The organism is Weissella sp. ESL1139, assembly GCF_058506735.1.
Genome location: NZ_CP196375.1, coordinates 1,312,234 through 1,332,922, shown reverse-complemented (window position 1 = coordinate 1,332,922; position 20,689 = coordinate 1,312,234). Strand labels below are relative to the sequence as shown.

At 38.5% G+C, this 20,689-nt stretch carries 17 protein-coding genes and 1 other annotated feature; of the genes, 13 read left to right on the top strand and 4 right to left on the bottom strand.

What is annotated here, in order from left to right; genetic code table 11:
* Window positions 1-44: 44 nt before the first annotated feature.
* Window positions 45-1,064 (bottom strand): UDP-N-acetylmuramoylpentapeptide-lysine N(6)-alanyltransferase, encoded by a 1,020-nt coding sequence (gene femX, locus ACSYSF_RS06555; RefSeq protein WP_489867229.1) that lies wholly within the window; start codon window positions 1,062-1,064, stop codon window positions 45-47.
* A gap of 96 nt (window positions 1,065-1,160) precedes the next feature.
* Here femX and ACSYSF_RS06550 point away from each other — a divergent pair, with 96 nt between their 5' ends.
* The 3 genes from ACSYSF_RS06550 (at window position 1,161) to ACSYSF_RS06540 (ending at window position 3,644) form a co-directional block, all read left to right on the top strand.
* Window positions 1,161-1,931 carry a TrmH family RNA methyltransferase gene (locus ACSYSF_RS06550; RefSeq protein ID WP_489867228.1) on the top strand — a complete coding sequence of 257 codons (771 nt, stop codon included), beginning with the start codon at window positions 1,161-1,163 and terminating at the stop codon, window positions 1,929-1,931.
* A 42-nt stretch (window positions 1,932-1,973) separates the two neighbouring features.
* Window positions 1,974-2,456, top strand: coding sequence for an HD domain-containing protein (locus tag ACSYSF_RS06545; protein ID WP_042491682.1), 483 nt, complete (start codon window positions 1,974-1,976; stop codon window positions 2,454-2,456).
* A 234-nt stretch (window positions 2,457-2,690) separates the two neighbouring features.
* Window positions 2,691-3,644, top strand: a complete 954-nt coding sequence (locus tag ACSYSF_RS06540; protein WP_489867227.1) for a GRP family sugar transporter — start codon at window positions 2,691-2,693, stop codon at window positions 3,642-3,644.
* A gap of 81 nt (window positions 3,645-3,725) precedes the next feature.
* Here ACSYSF_RS06540 and ACSYSF_RS06535 read toward each other — a convergent pair whose 3' ends face one another.
* Window positions 3,726-4,844 carry an MFS transporter gene (locus tag ACSYSF_RS06535; RefSeq protein ID WP_489867507.1) on the bottom strand — a complete coding sequence of 373 codons (1,119 nt, stop codon included), beginning with the start codon at window positions 4,842-4,844 and terminating at the stop codon, window positions 3,726-3,728.
* A gap of 240 nt (window positions 4,845-5,084) precedes the next feature.
* Between ACSYSF_RS06535 and ACSYSF_RS06530 the strand changes: the two genes are divergently transcribed.
* The 5 genes from ACSYSF_RS06530 (at window position 5,085) to recQ (ending at window position 12,359) form a co-directional block, all read left to right on the top strand.
* Window positions 5,085-5,435, top strand: coding sequence for a winged helix-turn-helix transcriptional regulator (locus ACSYSF_RS06530; RefSeq protein ID WP_489867226.1), 351 nt, complete (start codon window positions 5,085-5,087; stop codon window positions 5,433-5,435).
* A gap of 40 nt (window positions 5,436-5,475) precedes the next feature.
* Window positions 5,476-5,679, top strand: a binding site (T-box leader).
* Window positions 5,680-5,743: 64 nt separating this feature from the next.
* On the top strand, window positions 5,744-6,784 hold the full coding sequence (locus ACSYSF_RS06525) for a phenylalanine--tRNA ligase subunit alpha (protein ID WP_489867225.1): 1,041 nt from the start codon (window positions 5,744-5,746) through the stop codon (window positions 6,782-6,784).
* 6 nt (window positions 6,785-6,790) lie between these two features.
* Window positions 6,791-9,214 carry a phenylalanine--tRNA ligase subunit beta gene (pheT, locus tag ACSYSF_RS06520; protein WP_489867224.1) on the top strand — a complete coding sequence of 808 codons (2,424 nt, stop codon included), beginning with the start codon at window positions 6,791-6,793 and terminating at the stop codon, window positions 9,212-9,214.
* A gap of 104 nt (window positions 9,215-9,318) precedes the next feature.
* Window positions 9,319-10,470, top strand: a complete 1,152-nt coding sequence (mltG, locus tag ACSYSF_RS06515) for an endolytic transglycosylase MltG (RefSeq protein WP_489867223.1) — start codon at window positions 9,319-9,321, stop codon at window positions 10,468-10,470.
* A gap of 71 nt (window positions 10,471-10,541) precedes the next feature.
* Complete coding sequence (gene recQ, locus ACSYSF_RS06510) at window positions 10,542-12,359, top strand: DNA helicase RecQ (protein ID WP_489867222.1); 1,818 nt, start codon at window positions 10,542-10,544, stop codon at window positions 12,357-12,359.
* 53 nt (window positions 12,360-12,412) lie between these two features.
* Here the strand turns inward: recQ and greA are convergent, their stop codons facing one another.
* Window positions 12,413-12,901 carry a transcription elongation factor GreA gene (gene greA / locus ACSYSF_RS06505; protein WP_489867221.1) on the bottom strand — a complete coding sequence of 163 codons (489 nt, stop codon included), beginning with the start codon at window positions 12,899-12,901 and terminating at the stop codon, window positions 12,413-12,415.
* Between the two features lie 127 nt (window positions 12,902-13,028).
* A complete protein-coding gene (locus tag ACSYSF_RS06500) occupies window positions 13,029-15,656 on the bottom strand; it encodes a YfhO family protein (protein WP_489867220.1) in 2,628 nt (875 codons plus the stop codon).
* Window positions 15,657-15,837: 181 nt separating this feature from the next.
* Between ACSYSF_RS06500 and ACSYSF_RS06495 the strand changes: the two genes are divergently transcribed.
* The 5 genes from ACSYSF_RS06495 to ACSYSF_RS06475 all read left to right on the top strand — a co-directional run bounded on the left by ACSYSF_RS06495 (window position 15,838) and on the right by ACSYSF_RS06475 (window position 20,497).
* A complete protein-coding gene (locus ACSYSF_RS06495; RefSeq protein WP_489867219.1) occupies window positions 15,838-17,898 on the top strand; it encodes a peptidoglycan D,D-transpeptidase FtsI family protein in 2,061 nt (686 codons plus the stop codon).
* Window positions 17,899-17,972: 74 nt separating this feature from the next.
* Window positions 17,973-18,524, top strand: a complete 552-nt coding sequence (locus ACSYSF_RS06490; RefSeq protein ID WP_489867218.1) for a 5-formyltetrahydrofolate cyclo-ligase — start codon at window positions 17,973-17,975, stop codon at window positions 18,522-18,524.
* 3 nt (window positions 18,525-18,527) lie between these two features.
* A complete protein-coding gene (locus tag ACSYSF_RS06485; protein WP_489867217.1) occupies window positions 18,528-19,199 on the top strand; it encodes a rhomboid family intramembrane serine protease in 672 nt (223 codons plus the stop codon).
* A 17-nt stretch (window positions 19,200-19,216) separates the two neighbouring features.
* Window positions 19,217-19,423 (top strand): YqgQ family protein, encoded by a 207-nt coding sequence (locus ACSYSF_RS06480; RefSeq protein WP_489867216.1) that lies wholly within the window; start codon window positions 19,217-19,219, stop codon window positions 19,421-19,423.
* Window positions 19,424-19,525: 102 nt separating this feature from the next.
* Window positions 19,526-20,497, top strand: coding sequence for an ROK family glucokinase (locus tag ACSYSF_RS06475; protein WP_489867215.1), 972 nt, complete (start codon window positions 19,526-19,528; stop codon window positions 20,495-20,497).
* The last annotated feature ends 192 nt before the right edge of the window (window positions 20,498-20,689 follow it).

Below are 20,689 nucleotides of genomic sequence, written 5' to 3'. Positions count from 1 at the left end.
AATCGGTTTATATTGTGAGTGTAAACGTGTTCCAGAAATCTGTTTTATTTACGAACTAATGTTGTATAAGCATCTTCATCTAATACTAAATCAATTTCACCGATATATTCACGTGGATCAGCTTTGATAAAGGTATGTTTGAAGACATACAAGCCATCATCTGTTGATGCTTCACCAATACCACCCATGTCGTACAAATCAACGCCTTCATCTAAGGCCCATTGAATCATTGCTGTTTGCACTGCGTAAGGTGCGTAGTAGGTTGGACCATCATTAGAACCAGCGTACATGTACCAAATCTTACGACCGTATTTGAAGCCAAGACCAGTTGATAATAGCTTACCTTCACGTTCGGCAATGTAAACACGCATAATACCATTGTCACCACCAAAGGCAGCTAACATACGATCAAAGTATTCTTTTGGTCGATATGTAATCCCATGACGGTTAGCCATTGTAACATAAGTTTCATAGAAAGCGGCCATCGCGTCAGCATCAGTACCGTAACGAACAGTAACGCCGTCACGAATAGGACGCTTCAACTTTGACTTTGTCTTTGATGGATATAAGTCAAACGTTTCCTTAGCTTCAGGCTTAGCAGTCAAATCCAAAACCATGTTTAAGCGTGGTTGAATCGTTGCATGCATACCTTGGTCGGCAACATTACGATTACGCATTTCAAAGCCATGTGCCTTTAGTGCATCATTCAATTCATCTGAATAGGCAACTTCAGGATCCATCCGCAAGAGGTAGGCATCATCATCTGCAAGGGCTTTTTTAGCTTCAACCATTAATTGGTCAAGTAAATCAAAATTGGTAATATCCATAACAGGACCCTTTGAGGCGTAAGCAAATTTTTTACCTAGCTTTGTTTGCGTTAATAACATTGAAATCGCTGCGATAATGTTACCATCTTCGTCAGTAACATATGCATAACGTGGTTCCCAATTGTTTTTAACCTTTGCCCAACCAAGGTCTTGATTGACTTGACCATAGGGTGAGCTTTTGACGAATTCTTCATATTTTTTGACAGCAGCCGTGTCATTTAAATCTAAAACGGGCATGTTATCCTTCTTTCTTTAGTGACAAAATGTGATTTTAAAATCCCATATTAAATTATATCATAGGCAATTGAGTTCGTTTTAGCGTATAATAGATTTATGGAAACTATTAAATCAGTAAAAAATGGTCGTGTCAAAGCATGGCAAAAGTTGCAAACAAAAAAAGGTCGTCTAGCAAGTCAAACATATTTGCTTGATGGTTGGCATTTAGTACAAGAAGCAATTCATCACGAAGGTAAATTACATGCATTGATGGGTACGGATGAACAATTGGCAGAACATCAGGAGGATTTGCCACTGGGAGTACCTGTGTTTGAAATTACCAATGAAATTGCCAAGAAATTATCAGATTTGGTCACACCACAAGGTATTTTTGCCGAAGTATCATTGCCAACAGCAACTCGTGAACCACAGTTTATTCATGATGGTGCTTGGCTGTTCTTGGATGGTATTCAGGACCCAGGTAATGTTGGAACAATGGTTCGAACAGCCGATGCGGCCGGCTTTACCGGTGTCGTCTTTGGTCAAGGGTCAGTTGATCCATACTCACCAAAGGCGCTACGTGCTATGCAAGGCTCACAGTTTCATTTGATTACCACAACTGGTGATTTAATGGATTGGACAGCATCATTTACACAAAATGGTATGAATGTTTATGGTACGCAGTTAGATCCAGAAGCAGCGGATGTCTTTACGATTCCAGCTCAAACCCAGTTTGCTTTAATTATGGGTAACGAAGGACAGGGCATGCAACCAGCTTTGGCTGAAATGACAACAAAAAACTTATATATTCCGATTACGGGTCAAGCAGAATCTTTGAATGTAGCTGTTGCCGCAGGGGTAGCAATGTTTGCATTAAAGGCTCGTTAAAGTTTGATTAGGTAATCTATACTTGTGCAAGGGGGAGACGCTATGGTATTAGATTGGGAAAAAGATAAAGTTTACAAAGATATTGTAAAAGATTTGTTATCACATCCACAAGTTCAAGAGATGGCTAACTACACACAACACCATCATTCGGACCGGTTGACGCATTGTATTACAGTGTCATATGTTAGTTATAAGCTAGCACTACGTTTTGGCCTTAATGCGACAGCTGTGGCCCGTGCGGGTGTTTTGCACGATTTGTTTTTCTATGATTGGCGTGAAACCAAGTTTGAACTTGGTTCACATGCCTTTATTCATCCACGTGTTGCTTTAAGAAATGCTGAAAAAATTACCCATTTATCACCAATGGAGAAGGACATTATTTTAAAGCATATGTGGGGAGCAACAAGTGAATTACCACATTATCGTGAAAGTCTATTAGTTGATTTGGTTGACGACTATTTGGCAGTTGCTGAATTTTTCTCACCAGCTTCAGCTCGTATGAAACGATTATTTCATACAAACTAAATGAATGAAACAAAAGCCAGGATGATTTGTCCTGGCTTTTTTGTTGGTGCTGAATTTTTAATGCTCTCATTCGATTGTAATAATTGAGTATGAAAAAACGTGTAACGTGAGTGATTAATAAATGCTTTAAAGTTCAAAAATGTATACGTCGTAATAATGCTTGTGTAATCGATTACAATGATGTATTCTCTTCTATGATGTTATTTTATATTTTTTGATGTGGAGGAAAGAAAAATGTCGATTTTAATCGCCTTAGTTCCTGCTCTAGCCTGGGGGTCAGTTGGTATTGTAACGACCAAAGCTGGTGGTACAGCTGCTCAAGGTATTATGGGAATGACTATTGGTGCCCTTATTTTAGGATTTGGTACCTTATTTGCATTTGTTATTCCAAGTGCTGGTGCAGATTATGCGTTTAACCCTAGAATTTGGTTAGTTGGATTTATTTCAGGACTAGTTTGGGCCGTTGGTCAAGTTGGTCAATTGATTGGTTTTAAGAAATTGGGAGTATCAATAGGTAACCCACTTTCAACTTCTGGTCAAATCGTTGGTAATGCATTGATGGCCGCAGCTGTTCTTGGTGAATGGCATACTGGTCGGATGTGGTTCTTTGGAATTTTGTCAATCGCGTTGGTTACAGTTGGTGCCTTATTTACAACCGTACGTGATAAAAATGCACCCGCTGACTTGAATCCAGAACGTGATTTCAAGGGTGGTATTACGGCTGTCCTTGTTTCAACGCTTGGTTTCATGGCTTACTTCGTAATTCCAAACTTGCTTAATAAGTGGGGGTATATTTCCGATGCAATTCACAACCAAAATAATGGTTTGGATTACATGACAGCTATCGTGGCTCCTCAATCATTGGGTCAAATTTTAGGAGCAATTCTAATTGTCATCTTCTTCTTTAAGGAAACTGGTGACATGTTCAAGGCTGGTACTTGGCGTCAAGTTATTACTGGTTTGGTTTGGGCTCTTGGAAATGTCTTCATGTTTATCTCAACTGGTAATCCTGATGTTGGACAAGCAACGGCAACGACCTTATCACAAACAGGAATTATCGTTGGAACCTTTGGGGCTATCTTCATTTTGAAAGAAAAGAAAACAAAGCGTCAAATGGCATATATCTTGGTTGGATCGATCATGGTTGTCATTGGAGCTATCTTGATTTCTAAGTTAGCTGAACTTTAAATAATAAATTAAAATACCAGGACTTATTGTATACACACAATAAATCCTGGTATTTATTTTCGTATTAATTAAAGGGGACGTTTAGGCCTTAACTTTACGACCATGAATAAAGTAGTAAAGTACGATACCGATTAAGGCAATAAGTGCCATGACAATAAATAAGTTTTGATAGCCGAGCATTGGTTGGACATAACCAATAATTGAAGGACCGAAACCTAATGAAAATTCATAGCAAATAAAATAAGTCGCTGTTGTTTGGGTTAAACGATCAGCCGGTACCATTTGGGTGGTTGTTGATTGGATAGCTGACTGGAAGTTTCCAAAACCAAAGCCAATGAAGATAGCGGCTAAGAGCATCATCCAACCGTTTGACATTTTAGCTAAAATGATCAAACCAATGGTCAGAATGATTAATGCTGGATAAACAACGTAGTTTTCGTTTTTGCTATCCATTAAGCGACCAACAACTGGTCGTGAAATTAAGATTGCAAAGGCGTAAACCAAAAAGAAATATGATGCGAAAGTGGTTAAGTTTAAATCACTGGCATAAAAATCAAGCTCAGATTGAATAGCTGCATAACCGAAAGTAACAAAACCAAGTGTTAGTGAAATACCAAGCACCTTTGGTTCAATCAAGGTTTGCAAACTGAACTTTTTAGTTGTAGGCGTTGCTTTAATCACAACTTTATCAGCATCAATTAGCAAAGCTGCGATTAAGGCAATGATACCGATAATAAACTCAATCCAGAATAGCACACTGTAGGAAGCATGTTGCTCAATTAATAGCGCAAAGAAAGGACCAAAAGCAGTTCCTAAAATCGTGGCTAGGGAGAAGTAAGCAATACCTTCAGCGCGTCGGGCAGTTGGGATAACATTGACAACGGCTGTGTTTGTTACCGTACCAGTGAGACCAACCGCGAGCCCTTGAATAAAGCGAATGAGTAGTAAAAACACAATGCCGCCTTGGTATTGATAAGCAAGTAAGATAGGAACCAAAATCACCATACTAATAATGGTTAGTTTTTTAGCACTAAATTTAGCGGTCATGATACCAGCACTAAAACGGGCAACCATTGTACCAATGATGGTCATACCAGTAATTAGACCAGCCATGGTTGTGCTGACATGATAAGTTTTGACCGCGTATGGACCGATGATGACAAAGAGACTATAAAAAGTCATCATACTAAGAATTTGAATAATGAATAATTGAATAAAAGTTGCATTAAAAATGCTACCGGAGTCTTGTTTTGACGTAATGTTGTACCTAACTTTCTTAAATTTTCCTAAATCAGTATACACCTTGTGTCAAATTTTACTTTCGTTGTGGGGTGGATAACAGTATAATGGACTTAAACGTTTAAAACATGTTGTGTGCATTTTTTGTTAGTAAAGCATAAAATAATGCATGACAAGAAATTATGTGAAGGAGAATAACATATGACAGCAGTAACTGAAAATATCGCTGGTGATATGTCTGAAAATAAATTGTGTGACAAGTTTGTCGCAACTTTTGATATTTTGGGACGTAAGTGGAATGGCATGATTATTGAAACTTTGTTAGTTAATGGCCCACGCCGTTTTAAAGACCTAGCGCAATCAGTTTCAAAGTGTTCAGATCGTGTGTTAGTTGAACGATTGAAAGAATTAGAAGAAGCTGATATTGTGGAGCGACGTACATACGATGATTCTGCATTGATTGAGTACGCATTGACCCCACGTGGTGAATCAATGCGTGACATGATGACAGCTATTCATGAGTGGTCAGATAAGTGGCAAACGAATTGTTAATCGTCGCTTGAAAATTAAAAATAAACTTTGTACAATGGTACAAGAAACAATGAATGACCTAGTATGTGTTTTGTAAAGCATAGCGAGCAGTGGTTGGTGAAAGGCTGCCTTTAGAAACATAGAATTTCAGTCAGGAGTTCATCAATTAAACATTGATGCGGTTTATCACCGTTAATAGATATCCGAGGGTAGTCAATGATGACTACTAAATTTGGGTGGTACCACGTTAATTAGCGTCCCTTCGATAAATTATTTATCGAAGGGACTTTTTTATTTGTAATAGTTATATGAGTATAAGGAGAAGAAACATGAGTTTACAAGATGAGCTCACAACATTGCGTGATGAAGCATTAACACAAATTAATGATTCAGCGGATGTTAAGGCACTTAACCAGGTTCGTGTACATTGGTTGGGTAAAAAGGGACCACTAACAGAAGTGTTACGTGGTATGAAGAACTTGACCCCTGAAGAACGACCAGTTGTTGGTGCTTTAGCTAATGATGTTCGTGATACTTTAAATACAGCAATTTCAGAACGTCAAAGCCATCTAGAAACGATGGCATTGGACGCACAATTAGAAGCTGAAACAATTGATGTGACATTACCTGGCCGTGCCGTTAAGCAAGGTCAACCACATGTGTTGCAACAAATTATTGAAAATCTAGAAGATCAATTTGTGGGCATGGGCTATCAAGTTATCGAAGGTCCAGAAGTTGAAGAGGATCAATATAACTTTGAACGCATGAACTTGCCTAAGGATCATCCAGCGCGTGACATGCAAGATACGTTCTACATCACACCTGAAATTTTGATGCGTACGCAAACATCACCTGTACAAGCTCGTACGATGGAAAATCATGACTTTACAAAAGGACCATTAAAGATGGTTTCACCAGGTCGTGTATATCGTCGTGATACCGATGATTCAACTCATTCACACCAATTCCACCAAATGGAGGGCTTGGTTATTGATAAGCATATTACGATGGCTGATTTAAAGGGAACTTTGTTGGCTGTGGCGCATAATTTGTTTGGTGAAGCGCACGATATTCGTTTGCGTCCATCATATTTCCCATTTACGGAACCTTCTGTTGAGGTTGATATTTCATGGAATGCGGTAACGCCTGATATGAACCCTGAAGATATTGAATGGATTGAAGTGTTGGGAGCCGGTATGGTACATCCTAATGTATTACGTAATTCAGGGGTTGATCCTGACGTCTATGGCGGTTTTGCCTTTGGCTTAGGTCCTGATCGTTTTGCAATGCTTAAGTACGGTGTTGAAGATATTCGTAATTTCTATTTGAATGATGTACGTTTCTTAACACAATTTGATCAGAAAGGATAAGACAAAATGAAGGTTTCAGTAAATTGGTTACGCGATTATATGCCAATTGAATTGCCAGCAGCGCAATTAGCAGAAAAGGTTTCGCGTACAGCTGTTGAGGTTGAAGGATTGTATCAACCAAAAGGCAATATGAAGAAGGTTGTGATTGCCAAAGTATTGTCTGTTGTCCCACATCCAGATTCAGATCATATGGTGATTACTCAACTTGATGCCGGCGAAGATGAGCCAATTCAAGTTGTTACAGGTGCTCCAAATGTTGCTGAAGGTCAAATGGTTGTTTTGGCTAAGCATGGTTCAGTGATTGGTGATAACAAAAAAATCCGTAAAGGTAAGTTACGTGGTGAGGTATCAAATGGTATGTTAGCTGCGCTTCAAGAACTTGGGTTTGATGACAAAGTTGCACCAAAGGATTTTGAAGATGGTATCTGGGTATTTAATGATATTGATGCTGCTGAATTAACACCTGGTGAGGATGCACTAAAGGTCTTAGGGCTTGATGATGATGTTTTAGAAACAGGTATTACGCCAAATCGTGCTGATTTCTTTTCAATGAATGGAACAGCTTGGGAAGTTGCCGCAATCCTTTCTGAAAAACCCAAGTTGCCAACGTTTGATTTGCATGAAAGCGATGAAAAAACGAGTGATTTGATTAGTGCTACGGCACCAGCTGATTTAGCACCTAAATATGGGGTACGTGTTGTTAAAAATGTGACGGTTAAAGATTCACCATTATGGTTACAACGTCGTTTGTGGACCATGGGTATTCGGCCAATTTCAAATGTTGTTGATATTACAAACTATATGTTGCTAATGTATGGTCAACCAATGCATGCATTTGATTTGAATGCTTTGCCTGCACCTGAAGTACATGTTCGTCGCGCCGCAGATGGTGAACAACTTAAGACACTTGATGGTGTTGATCGTGAAGCCAGTGCTGACGATATTGTCATTGCTTCTGGTGATGAAGCGTTGATGTTTGCCGGTGTTATGGGTGGTGAGTCAACTGAAGTGACTGCCAAAACAACTGATATTGTTTTGGAAGGGGCAATTTTTGAGCCTAAGTCAATTCGTCACACCGCACGTGACCAAAACTTGCATTCAGAAGCATCAATGCGTTTTGAACGTGGGGTTAATGTAGAGGATACATTTACTGCATTGGATCATGCTGCCGCATTAGTTGCTGAGTTGGCTGGTGGTCAAGTTACAGCAGGTCAAGTGATTGCGCAAGACTTTGCTTATGAAGCACCTCGCGTTAGTGTTGGTGTTGATTATGTTAACCATGTATTGGGAACTGAAATTACTAGTGCTGAAATTGCTGCTATTTTCAATCGTTTGTTCTTCCCTTATGAAGAAAACGATGGCACTTTCACAGTAACGGTACCAGCACGTCGTTGGGACATCTCAATTGCTGCCGACCTAATTGAAGAAATTGCCCGTTTATACGGTTATGATAATTTACCAGCAACCTTACCAACCGGTGAGACAACACCTGGTAAGTTAACGAAGGCACAAAAGTTAATTCGTGCAAGTCGTCATGCCTTGGAAGGCCTTGGTCTGAACCAAGCGATTTCATACGTTTTGACAACGCCACAAAAGGCTAACCGTTTTGCATTATCTGATGGTGAACCAATTCAATTAGATTATCCAATGTCACAGGACCGTCAACAAACCCGAATGAGCTTATTGACTGGTTTGTTAGATGATGTTGCTTATAATAAGGCCCGCAAGCAAATGGATGTTGCCTTGTATGAGCAAGGCCGTGTCTTTGTTTCGGATGGGGATGCAACTAAGCGCCCAGATGAAATTGAACATTTAGCTGGTGTTATGACTGGTAATATTACGGCGCGTACTTGGGCAGAAAAAGCACAACCGGCTGATTTCTATGCCATGAAGGGGATTGTTGAACAATTACTAACAAACTATGGTTTCACTGATGAAGTAACGTTTGTTGCTAATACAACCCGTGAAGATATGCATCCAGGACGTACTGCAGATATCTATGTTGGTAATAATTTAATTGGTTTTGTGGGTCAAATTCATCCCCTAACAGCTAAGGAATACCGCATTAATGACACATTTGCCTTTGAGCTAGACTTATCAGCTATTATTGCTTTGCCAAAGAATGAAGGTAACTACGAGGCAATTTCACGTTACCCAGCTGTTTCACGAGATTTGGCTATTCTAGTTAACCGTGATGTTGCTGCTTCACGTATTGAAGCTGCTATTAAGCAGGCTGGTGGTAAGACCTTACATGATGTCGTTATTTTCGATGTCTATACTGGTGAGAACGTACCAAGTGATATGAAGTCAATTGCCTTTGGTTTGACATTTGTTAATGCTGAAGAAACAATGCTTGATGATGAAACAAGTCAAAAAGTGGATCACATTGCTGGTGCACTAGCTGAACAATTTGGTGCTGAAATTCGTTAAGATATATTTAAACACTTTCTAAATAGTCGCTATTACTGATATACTAGGAGTAATAGCGACTATTTGCGTTATTGATTAAGAGATTATATTTAGGAGAAATTGTTATGAATAATGGTAATCACGCTGGACGTAAAAAGCGTAGCCGTCGCGGTCTTATCCGAATCATAGTGATTATTATCATTTTATTAGTTATTGTTGCTGGTGGCGTTAGTTTTACGATTAGCTATCAAGACAAGCGCGATTATTCAGCACTAAATACACAAGATAAGCAGAGCAAGCAAGTTAAAATCAAAGACAACGCTGATACTGATGAAATTGCTGATAAATTAGATAAAGCAAAAATAATTCGTTCAAAGAGAGCTTTCAAACATTATGTGCAAGACAAAGATGTTAAAAATTTGAAGTCAGGTTATTATCTATTTTCACCAGCCGATACAGTAGCTGAAATTGTTAAAACATTACAAAATGGGGGTGCTTCATCACCACTGAATAATCAAGAAACGATTACAGTACGTGAAGGGGAGACCATTGATGACATTGCAAATGACGTCAACAATAAGACCAAATTTACGAGGGATGATTTCTTGAAGGCAGTCAATGACAAAGCCTTTTTCAATCGTTTAAAGAAAGCCTACCCAGGTTTGTTAGATTCAGAAGCTTCAAGCAAGGAAGCGAAAGATATTCGTTATCGTCTTGAAGGTTACTTGTATCCAGCTACTTATAACTGGAAAGATGCTAACAATGCGCGTGAACTAGTTAACCAAATGGTAGCTCAGTCATATGTGCAATTGAAGCCACGCTTTAAAGATGTTAAGAATTCTGGCTTAAGTATGCATGAAGTATTGACAGTTGCATCACTTGTTGAGCGTGAAGGTGTTGATCAAACCAGTCGTCAAACGATTGCTGGGGTCTTCTTAAACCGTGTTGATAAAGATATGCCATTACAATCTGATGTAGCCACAAAGTATGCTTTGAAGACAAAGAAAACTAATTTGTCTAATAAGGATGTGCAAAGTAAGAATCCATATAACTTATATCGTTATTCTGGCTTTGGTCCTGGACCATTTAATAATCCATCATTGGAAGCAATCGACGCTGTTTTGCATCCAACTGATCGTGAAAAGGGTTACCTATACTTCGTTGCAAACTTGAAGACTGGTAAGGTTTATTATTCAGCTGATTATGATGAACACTTAGGTAAGACTGGTGACGTACAAGATACCAATGATGCCGTAGGAAGTTCTGACAATAATTAGGATAAATAGTCATATGTTATGCGATAACATGTGGCTTTTTTCATTGAAACGTAAATGAATAGGGAGGAATTATGCAATCAGCATTAGAAACGCTACAGCAGGTATTTGGCTATGATGATTTTCGTGAAGGTCAAGCTGAAATTATTGATGCTGTATTAGCTGGTGAACGGACACTTGGTATTATGCCCACGGGTGGTGGTAAGTCTTTGACTTATCAAATCCCAGCACTGATGTTGCCTGGCATAACTGTCGTCATATCACCGCTCATTTCTTTGATGAAAAACCAGGTTGATGAATTAGTTGCTAATGGGATTGATGCAGTAACTTTAAATTCTACCCAGGATGAGGAAGAATATCGTTATGCCATGAATCATTTACTAAATGAACAAGCTAAATTATTATATTTGGCACCAGAACGTTTAAAGAGTGAAGGTACGTATGCCTTGTTGAATCGTTTGCATGTTTCATTAGTTGTGATTGACGAAGTGCATGTGTTATCGCAATGGGGCCATGATTTTCGACCTAGCTATTTGGAAGCAGTTGATTTGATTAATAACCTGATGTCAGCTCCTCGTTTGATGGCTTTGACGGCAACGGCAACTAAGCGGGTGCAAACAGACTTAGAAAACCGGTTAGCCATTCAACATACTGTGCGTACTAGTGTTGTTCGTGATAATTTAACGATTCGGCTAGAAACAGGTTTGAAGAAAAAAGATAAAGATACTTTTGTCTATCGTTATGTGAAAAAACATATTGATGATGCTGGAATTATTTATGTACCAACACGTAAATTGGTAACCAGTGTGACTGATTACTTGATTAGTCGTGGTATTTCAGCGGTTGGTTATCATGCTGGTTTGACAGATGAAGAACGTTCACAAGCGCAGGATGACTTTTTGTTTGATCGCGCAAATGTCGTTGTGGCGACGAATGCTTTTGGGATGGGGATTAATAAATCAAACGTTCGGTTTGTGTTGCATTACAGTATTCCTGGATCGATAGAAGCTTATTATCAAGAAATTGGACGTGCCGGCCGTGATGGTTTGCCTTCAGAAGCGATTTTGTTATATTCAGCTGCCGATTTGCAGACCCAACGTTTCTTTATTGAAAACAGTGATAATCAAACGACTGACTATCAACGCTTACAAAAGCAAAAGTTACAAGAAATGGCCAATTATGGGGCAACGACTGTGTGTTTACAACAGTATATTACCCGTTATTTTGGTGAGGAAACCTTGCCATGTGGCCATTGTACGAACTGTTTGGATACTCGCCAGGTATCCGATGTTACAACCGATGCTCAGAAAGTGCTGAGCCATGTTGTCCGTATGCGTAATTCACGACAAAATAAAGATGCCTTCGGTAAAATGGTTACGGCAGAAACTTTGCGTGGTCGTGTCCCTGATAAATTTAAGTGGGCTCATTTTGATCAGTTGCCAACATTTGGGTTAATGCAGGGTGTGCCACGTGTGCGAATTACAGCAATGATTGATTTCTTGTTGGCATCTGGTTATTTACAAATTACTGGTGAATATCATGGCTTGACGGTATCAAAGACCGGTTTACAGGTGTTACGTGGTGAAATTAAAGTGATGCAGCGCCATACCCAAGCGAGCTTGGATGAACGGGTTAGTGCGGATACGCCGTTAACGCAGGATGATTTAAATGATTCTGAACAGGTAGTATTTAAACAATTACGAGCATGGCGTTTAGAATTATCAAAGAAGACGTCAATACCTTCGTTTATTATCTTTAATGATCGGACGTTAGTTGCTTTAGCACGTGAACGCCCAACGACAATGGCTGAATTACTCAACATTTCAGGTATTGGACAAGCAAAGGCTGATAAGTATGGTAAAGAAGTATTACAAGTGATTGCCCAAGCCTAAATGATTACACAAAAAAACAACCATGGATTTTGTCCATGGTTGTTTTTGCTTATTTATTCCGCAACTTCAACTGAAAGAATTTCAACGTCCATATCAAAACCATTTGGTAGTGAAACAGAGACTTTATCACCGACCTTGTGGCTAATTAAGGCAGCAGCAATTGGTGATTCATTTGAAATTTTACCTTCGGTTGGGTTGGCTTCAACCGCACCAACGATGCTGTATGATTCGGGCTCTTCATCAGGAAGCTCTTTAAAGGTTACTTTCTTACCAACAGACACTTCATCCGTAGCAATTTCTGAAGAATCAATGATTTCAGCATTGTCTAGCATGTTTTGTAGTGTTTTGATACGACCTTCAACAAAAGCTTGTTCATCTTTTGCTGATGCATATTCAGAATTTTCTGATAGGTCACCAAAGCTACGAGCTAATTGGATACGTCCTGTAATTTCAGAACGAGTTTCTGTAATTAATGTATTTAATTCCTCTTCGATTTTGGCTTTTCCCTCGAGAGTCATCGGAAATGTTTTTTCTTCAGCCATGACTATGTTCTCCTGTAAATATAATGATTTCTTTGATTAATGGTTCTCCCCCAAAGTTTCAAGATTTACATTACCACGCTATGTTACAGGTGTAAAGTTATTTGAAAAACTTTTAACACGGAGCAGGTTACTTTTGCTGGGGTACAAACCATTTAATACCAATAACTAATAGTATCATAACTAACGAAATAATGGCGCCAATTTTGAAAAATGGCGTTTTAAATTTAAAGGTTACTTCGTGTGAACCAGTAGTTAATGGGACGCCGATAAAGAATTTACCAATTGTTTTAGGCTTAACGGTATGACCATCGACAGTTACTTGCCAGCCACTTGAATTTGGAATCGTTGTCATCATCATATCGTTTTTATTGGGGATGGTGATACGTCCAGTAATCTTTGTAGGCGACTGCTTTGTAATCTTATATGGATGCTTCTGCAATTGCTTAGCTTGCTGATCAACTATCTCACGGTTACTCTGATACAAGGAAACATTTTGCAACCAGACGTCCTTTTTCTTAAGAATGAATGTTATCTCTTGTTTCTGACCTTTAGCATAAGCTGGCATCGGTAAGATAATTGTATGCCGGTGACTAGGTACTGCTGGCAACGTTTGGCCATTTAATTGGATATCGACGTTGTCATTTGTAACAGCATTTCCTAACGTCAAATAATAAGGATCATCAGTCGTTGGCGTATAAGATAACGTTAAACTAGCATCAGCCTTGGTATTTTGTTTCTTTAAGTATGCACCGGTAATTGTTGTGGGGGCGTTTATATTGTCTGAGCTTGATTGTGAAAAATTAACGCTCTTGAAAATAGGCTCTTGTTGCTTATTTGTTAGGCTGTCCCAAAGCACATTTTGATTACGCAAAGGATCATTATCTTTAAAAGCTATTTGTTGCACGTCCTTATTAGCGGCAAAACCTAATGGGAGTGCATTAGGATTCTGCGATAAAATAGCCTGCTTGGTTTGTTTAACAAGTTGGTAACTACCATTGGTATCTGAACGCGCATAAGTTTGCATATTGGTTGGCGTACCACTAACATTAGGATCCGTACCAGTTGGTTGTAACAAATAACGCATTCCCAATAACGAATCAGACATTAAAGTACCGCTCGAATAGGTAATATAATTATCACCTTCGGGTTGCCCAAGAGCTGCCATGATATCGCTTTGTTGGTGTTCAAGTGCTGAACTAAAGGTTGAAGCACCATGGTAATTACCTTGCAGTGGGTCGCCTTTAGTACGCTGAAACGATTGTGCAACACGATAAAAGTCATGATCATTCTTTGGTAAATGCTGCGTGATTTTATTTAAACTACGAATATAATTTTGATATTCAGTATTTGTTAAGTAACTAAAGTTATTTAAAGTCCAAATGGTACTTGTTGTCATTTCACCAATTACAATTAGGGTGACGACAGGTAACCATAATCGCATCTGACTGGGTGTAATGTGTAGCAGTAGTAGTGCTATAAAGAAACAGCTGCCCATATACAATTGTGGTTCAGAAATGAAATCCAAGTCATCAAGACGAGTAATCAAATAAATGACGACACCACTCGCTAGTACGAATAGTGAGAAGAATTGTGGCCACGAAAGTCGTAATGACGGTGACCAAATTGACGCCGCTAACCATAGTAGCCAAAAACTGAAGACGTATGAAAATCGGTAAGGGTACCATACTGGGAATTGGAAACCATGCCACAATAAATTAAGAGGAGCATACATCATTGAGACAACTAAAATAGCCGTAATAATGAGCGCAGTTAAGCGGGTTTGCCAACGAATATTTTTATAAGTAAAGAAAAACCAAACAACTATAATAGGTAAACTACCAATAAATATATTGGGCAGACCAGTTGGCATCTGTTCAAAATTGAATGTACCTAAAAATAGTTTGGCTAGAATATCGGCAGGCTGATAATCAAATTTCCAACTGAGATTATCTAACATGTGTTGCCCTTTACTATTCATTAAGGTAAATGCCGTTGGTAACCAAACAACTGTCGCTAGACCAATACTGGTAATGCCACCAATGATAAAGCGATAGCCCATGGTTAAACGTTCTTTAATAGGATAGGCTTGCCAAGTCAAGCGCCAGATGAAGTACAATATCAAGAAAACGCCAATCATGTAGGCCATGTAATAATTAATAACGATAACGGCTGTTAAGGCGACAATAAATGGCCACCCCTTTTTATGGGTTAGATAATATTCTAAACCGATGACAATGAGTGGTAATAAGATTGCCGCATCCAGCCAAAGGATGTTTAAGTCATTCGCCACAAACCAGCCCATCATGGCATACGTGGTAGCAAACCATGGTAGGCGCCAATTTGTTTGCCATTTAATTTTATGGATTGCAAATGCAAAACTCCAACCTGCTAAGCCATATTTAATGACCGTTAATAATAGAATAGCTGTTGGAAGATAAACATTTGAAAATGGTAATAGTAAAAAGTTGGTTGGACTTAACAGATAATAGGCCCAATCACCATATGTTTCACCACCCAGTCCTTTAGCAAAGTCATAAAAAATGCGTTGTGGATCATGCAAAATTGTTTGCCGAAAGCCAGCAAAAAAATCAATGTATTGCTGCCCTAAATCAACTGTTAAAATAGAACTTGAGCCAAAAGGCGCCATGTGGCGACTGGCAAAATAAATTAACATGATGAGAGCAGGTAATAGGAAACTAATCCATAATGCTTTGGTCGAAGCACGCCATTTAAGTGGATTAAGTGTTTTAGACATATTATTGTTCTCCCAAAAATTTCAATTACCTCTATTAAAACATAAAAATGACAACGACTCGACTACGATTTATAATTAACTCGTGGTATAAATTTTATTTTTCAATTATTTCATTAAGGTATGATTATCTTTTTTTATGCTACAATTAGTAGATTAGAGTATGAAGGAAAGGGTTTAGATTATGCAATCTCCTAAACGCCGTGGTGGTCGGCGAAAGATCAAAAAAGGATCAATGTCACGGATCCCTGTGCGGTTGAACGTTTTAATGGGTATTGTGATTTTAATGCTAGTGGCATTAGGCTGGCGATTAGTTGATTTACAAATCACAGATAGTGCTAAATATAAAACAGAGGTTACCAGTTCTGAATCTAGTATTGAAAAAACAAATGTACAACGTGGTCTAATTTATGACAGTACTGGTAAGGTGTTAGTCACAAATAAGGGCTCACAAGCCATTACTTATACAAAGCCACGTACAATTACAAATGAAAAGATGTACAAGATTGCCAACCAAGTTGGTAATTATGTGAATGTTGATAAGGATGAAGTTTCTAAACAAAACTTTGCCATGTATTATATTCAATCAAAGAAGCGCGCTAACGCAGTTGCTAAGGATGCCGGTACAGCTGCTGCACCGGGTACGGATCAATATGTAGACGACTTAACAAATTATATTAAGGAACATTCTAAGAAATATACCTTAAATGATAAGCAAATGAATAAAGCGGTTATTTTCCAAAAGATGTCAAACGCTTATTCGCTTTCAACAGTCTATTTGAAGGAAAATGATGTTTCGCAAAACGAAATTGCTAACATTGGTGAGCGTCAGTCAAAGATGCCAGGTGTGCGTGTCGGTATTTACTACACACGTGACTATCCTGGTGGTCAGGATATTAAATCATTGATTGGTGCGACTTCAACTTCAAAGAGTGGACTACCTTCTGATTCAGTTAATGAATTGCTAACCAAGGGATACTCTCGTGATGATATTGTGGGAACGTCATACTTAGAGAAGCAATACGAAGATACTTTGAAAGGTTCAAAGGGTCGCGTAAAAGTTACAACGGATAAAGATGATAAGACAACTGAAAAGACGCTTTACAAGGGTGAAGCTGGAAATAATTTGAATCTAACCATCAATAATAAGTTCCAGTCAGATGTCGAAAAGATTTTACGTGATAATATTCCTGGTGGTAATACAACTGGTGCGTATGCAGTTGTTTTGAATCCTAAGACTGGTGGTGTGTACGCTAGTTCTGGTGTTAATCGTGATTCATCAACCGGCTCTTTGACATCCGATGCTTTATCAACGGTTAACCAAGCTAATGTTGTGGGATCTGTTGTTAAGCCAGCAACCATTACAACTGGGTTTATGAATAATGTTATAACGCCACAAAATGACGTTATAACTGATCAACCAATTCGTGTTGCTGGAACATCACCGAAGACGTCATGGTGGAACCAAAATGGTAGTGGTAATATGCCATTGACAGCTGACAAGGCCTTGATGATGTCTTCTAACACGTATGTTATGCAAGTTATGTTGAAACTAGGTGGTTTGAACTATTATGAAGGTATGTCATTAGCTTCATTGCCAACTAGTGTCTTCCAAACAATGCGTGATGGTTTCTCACGTTTTGGTTTAGGTGTTAAGACTGGAATTGATTTACCAGGTGAAATCACTGGTATTCGTGGTAAAACTGATCGTTCAGATATTGGTAAAGCTTTGGATGAGTCATTCGGTCAATATGATACGTATACGACTATGCAACTAGCACAATATGCAGCAACCATTGCTAATGGTGGTTACCGTGTACGGCCACATATTGTAGAATCAATCACGAGTCGTAACGATAAGAACCGTGAAGTCACAACCACAATTCCAACTGAAGTCATGGGAACGGTTAATTGGACCGCTGCACAACGACAAAAGATTTGGGATGGTATGAATCAAGTTGTTCACAGTAGTTCAAGTTATGCAACTGGTGCTGGTTTGAAGGATATTAAGCCGGCTGTATCTGCTAAGACAGGTACTGCTGAAACATTTACTAATGGACAGTCAACTTTGACAAGTTCGTTGATTTCATTTGTACCTAACTCTGATGTCGCTTTGGCAATTGTTGTGCCTGGTGTTGATAAATCAAATGAAAACGTCAATCAAAAAATTGCAAAGCAACTTTATGCGGCATACTGGAAGGATGTTGAACATTCAAGTGAAGCCGATAAAGCGGCTGATAAATAGTTGATTATGAAAGCACTAAATGAATCCGCAAAAATTGGATATAACATTTAGTGCTTTTGTTATACGGAGGAAATATGGTAACGAAACAGGCAGTACGTGAAGATGGATTAAACCAGTTGGCCGCATTATCGGTTGCAGAACGTACAAGTTATATGCAACAAATGGTTAAAGCCGTCACAATGTTGCCAGCATGGCATACTGCGACTGTCGTAGCGTTGACCATGTCACAAGGGGATGAACTATCAACTGAATTATTGATTCAAACAGCATTGTTGCAACATAAAACAGTTGTTTTACCACGGGTATTACCACATAAACAAATGGTATTTGTGACGATTGATCAAACAACGCAGTATGCCCGTCATAAATTTGGTATGCTAGAACCAGTCGATGGACGTATCGTTGCACCTGATGAAATTGATTTTGTGTTAGTGCCAGGGGTTGTTTTTACAATTGACGGCCAACGGGTAGGTTTTGGTGGTGGTTATTATGATCGTTGGTTACCACACGTAGTTGCTCCTAAAGTTGCTGTGTCAATCAGTACAAATGTGTACTCAAAAGCAGTTTGGCCAATTGAAGCAACTGATCAAGGAGTTGATCAGGTCATCTTATTAGATAAGGAATAAAGAATGAATAATTTTAAAAACGCGTGGCGTGAAGCACCGGTAACGGTTAGCCTAGTCATATTAATGGTGATTATCTTTTGTCTTGAGGTATTAGTGAGTCATAGTATTAATATTATGACGCCAGCATTATACCGTATGGGAGCATTGTTTTCACCAGCTGTTATTTTATTTGGTCAGTGGTGGCGAATACTGACAGCTGGTTTTTTACATGTTACCTTGATGCATTTAGTGCTAAACATGATTACGTTATACTATCTTGGTCGGTTACTGGAACAATATTTTGGTAGCTTACGGTTTAGTATTAATTATATACTTGCTTTAATAACTGGTAGTTTGACTAGTCTAGCCTTTGGCGCAACTAATACCATTTCTGCAGGGGCATCAGGCGCTATTTTCGGTCTATTCGGGATGATTTTTGTCTTGGGTATTTTAGACAATCAAGGTTACTGGTTAGCACAAGCTAAGACATTAACGATTTTTGTTATTTTGTCGCTGATTCCAGTATTTCTAGGTAGTAATGTTGCAATTACCGCCCATATTGGTGGCCTAGTATCAGGCTTTTTGTTAGCGCCAGTCTTACTAAAAAATGAAGCAACGCAAAAGCAGAAATTTGTGGGTGTCTTAGCATGGCTGATTTATATTATTGTCTTGTTAATTATGACTTTTTATCGTTAAGTTGAAAGGATAATAAAATGAAGACCTTTTTAGATGTATTACAGTTGTTAAAAAAATATGATATCTACATTCATTTAGGGAATCGCTTGTGGGATATTGAATTAGCAGCTATTGAAATTGACAATATGTACAAAGCTGGGTTACTCGATGCCAAGAGATATGCACAAATTAAATTGGTATTAACACGTGAACATGAAGAGGAAGAAAAAAGACAAGAAAATTAATTGTAAACGATTTCACAAAGTGTTGTATAATTGACTTATTGTCGGTATAATGTGAAAGAAAGCGTTGACTATTTCATAATATTTAAAAAAGAGGTTTTAACTATGGCTAAAGATAAATTAATCGGGATTGATTTAGGTGGAACAACAATTAAATTTGCAATTATGACATCTACTGGTGAAATCCAACAGAAGTGGTCTATTAAGACAAATATCATGGATGAAGGTAGTCATATTGTTCCTGATATTATTGATTCAATTAATTATCATTTGGATCTTTACCAATTAGATAGAGAACGAATTATTGGTGTTGGTATGGGAACTCCTGGAACAGTCAATCAAAAAGACGGTACAGTTCAGGGTGCCTTTAACCTAAATTGGAAAGAGCCACAAAATGTTAAAGCTGATTTAGAAGCAGGTTTGGGCTTTAATATCGGTATCGACAATGATGCCAATGCTGCTGCTTTGGGTGAACAATGGCGTGGTGCCGGAAACAATCAACCTGAAGTTGTCTTTGTAACACTTGGTACAGGTGTTGGTGGCGGAATTGTTGATGGTGGTAAGTTAGTACACGGTGCTAAGGGTGCTGCTGGTGAGATTGGTCATATGATTGTTGAACCTGGTGGTTACCAATGTACTTGTGGAAACTATGGTTGTCTAGAACAATACACATCAGCTACTGGAATTGTTCGTTTAGCTCATGATTATGCCGATGCTTACGCTGGTGATTCAAAGCTAAAGTCAATGGTTGCAAATGGGGATGAAGTGACATCAAAGATTGTCTTTGATTTAGCTCAAACTGGTGATTACCTAGCAAATGAAGTAGTTGATAAAGTATCATTCTATCTTGGACTTGCAACTGCAAATATTGCAAACATGCTAAATCCTTCAGCTATTGTTATTGGTGGTGGTGTGTCTGCCGCTGGTGATTTCTTGTTAGACAAGGTTAAGAAGAACTTTAATGATTTTGCTTTTAAGATGACTCGTAATGTTACTGAGCTAAAGCTAGCTGAATTAGGAAATGATGCTGGTGCATACGGTGCTGCATCATTAGCTTTGCAAGCACAAGAAGCATAAAAATAAATAGTTTAAAGCGAGAAGGCGCTTCAGTTAGCGCCTTCTCTTTTTTGTCAAATATTAACCCTTTTTATTTTAAGGATTATCAGCAATTCTAAAAATTTATTAAAGTTTGTTATATCAATGTAACTTATATGTTAAATGAGCTTGTTATAATTTCATTATCTTTCAGAGAGTAATTACATTCAAGGG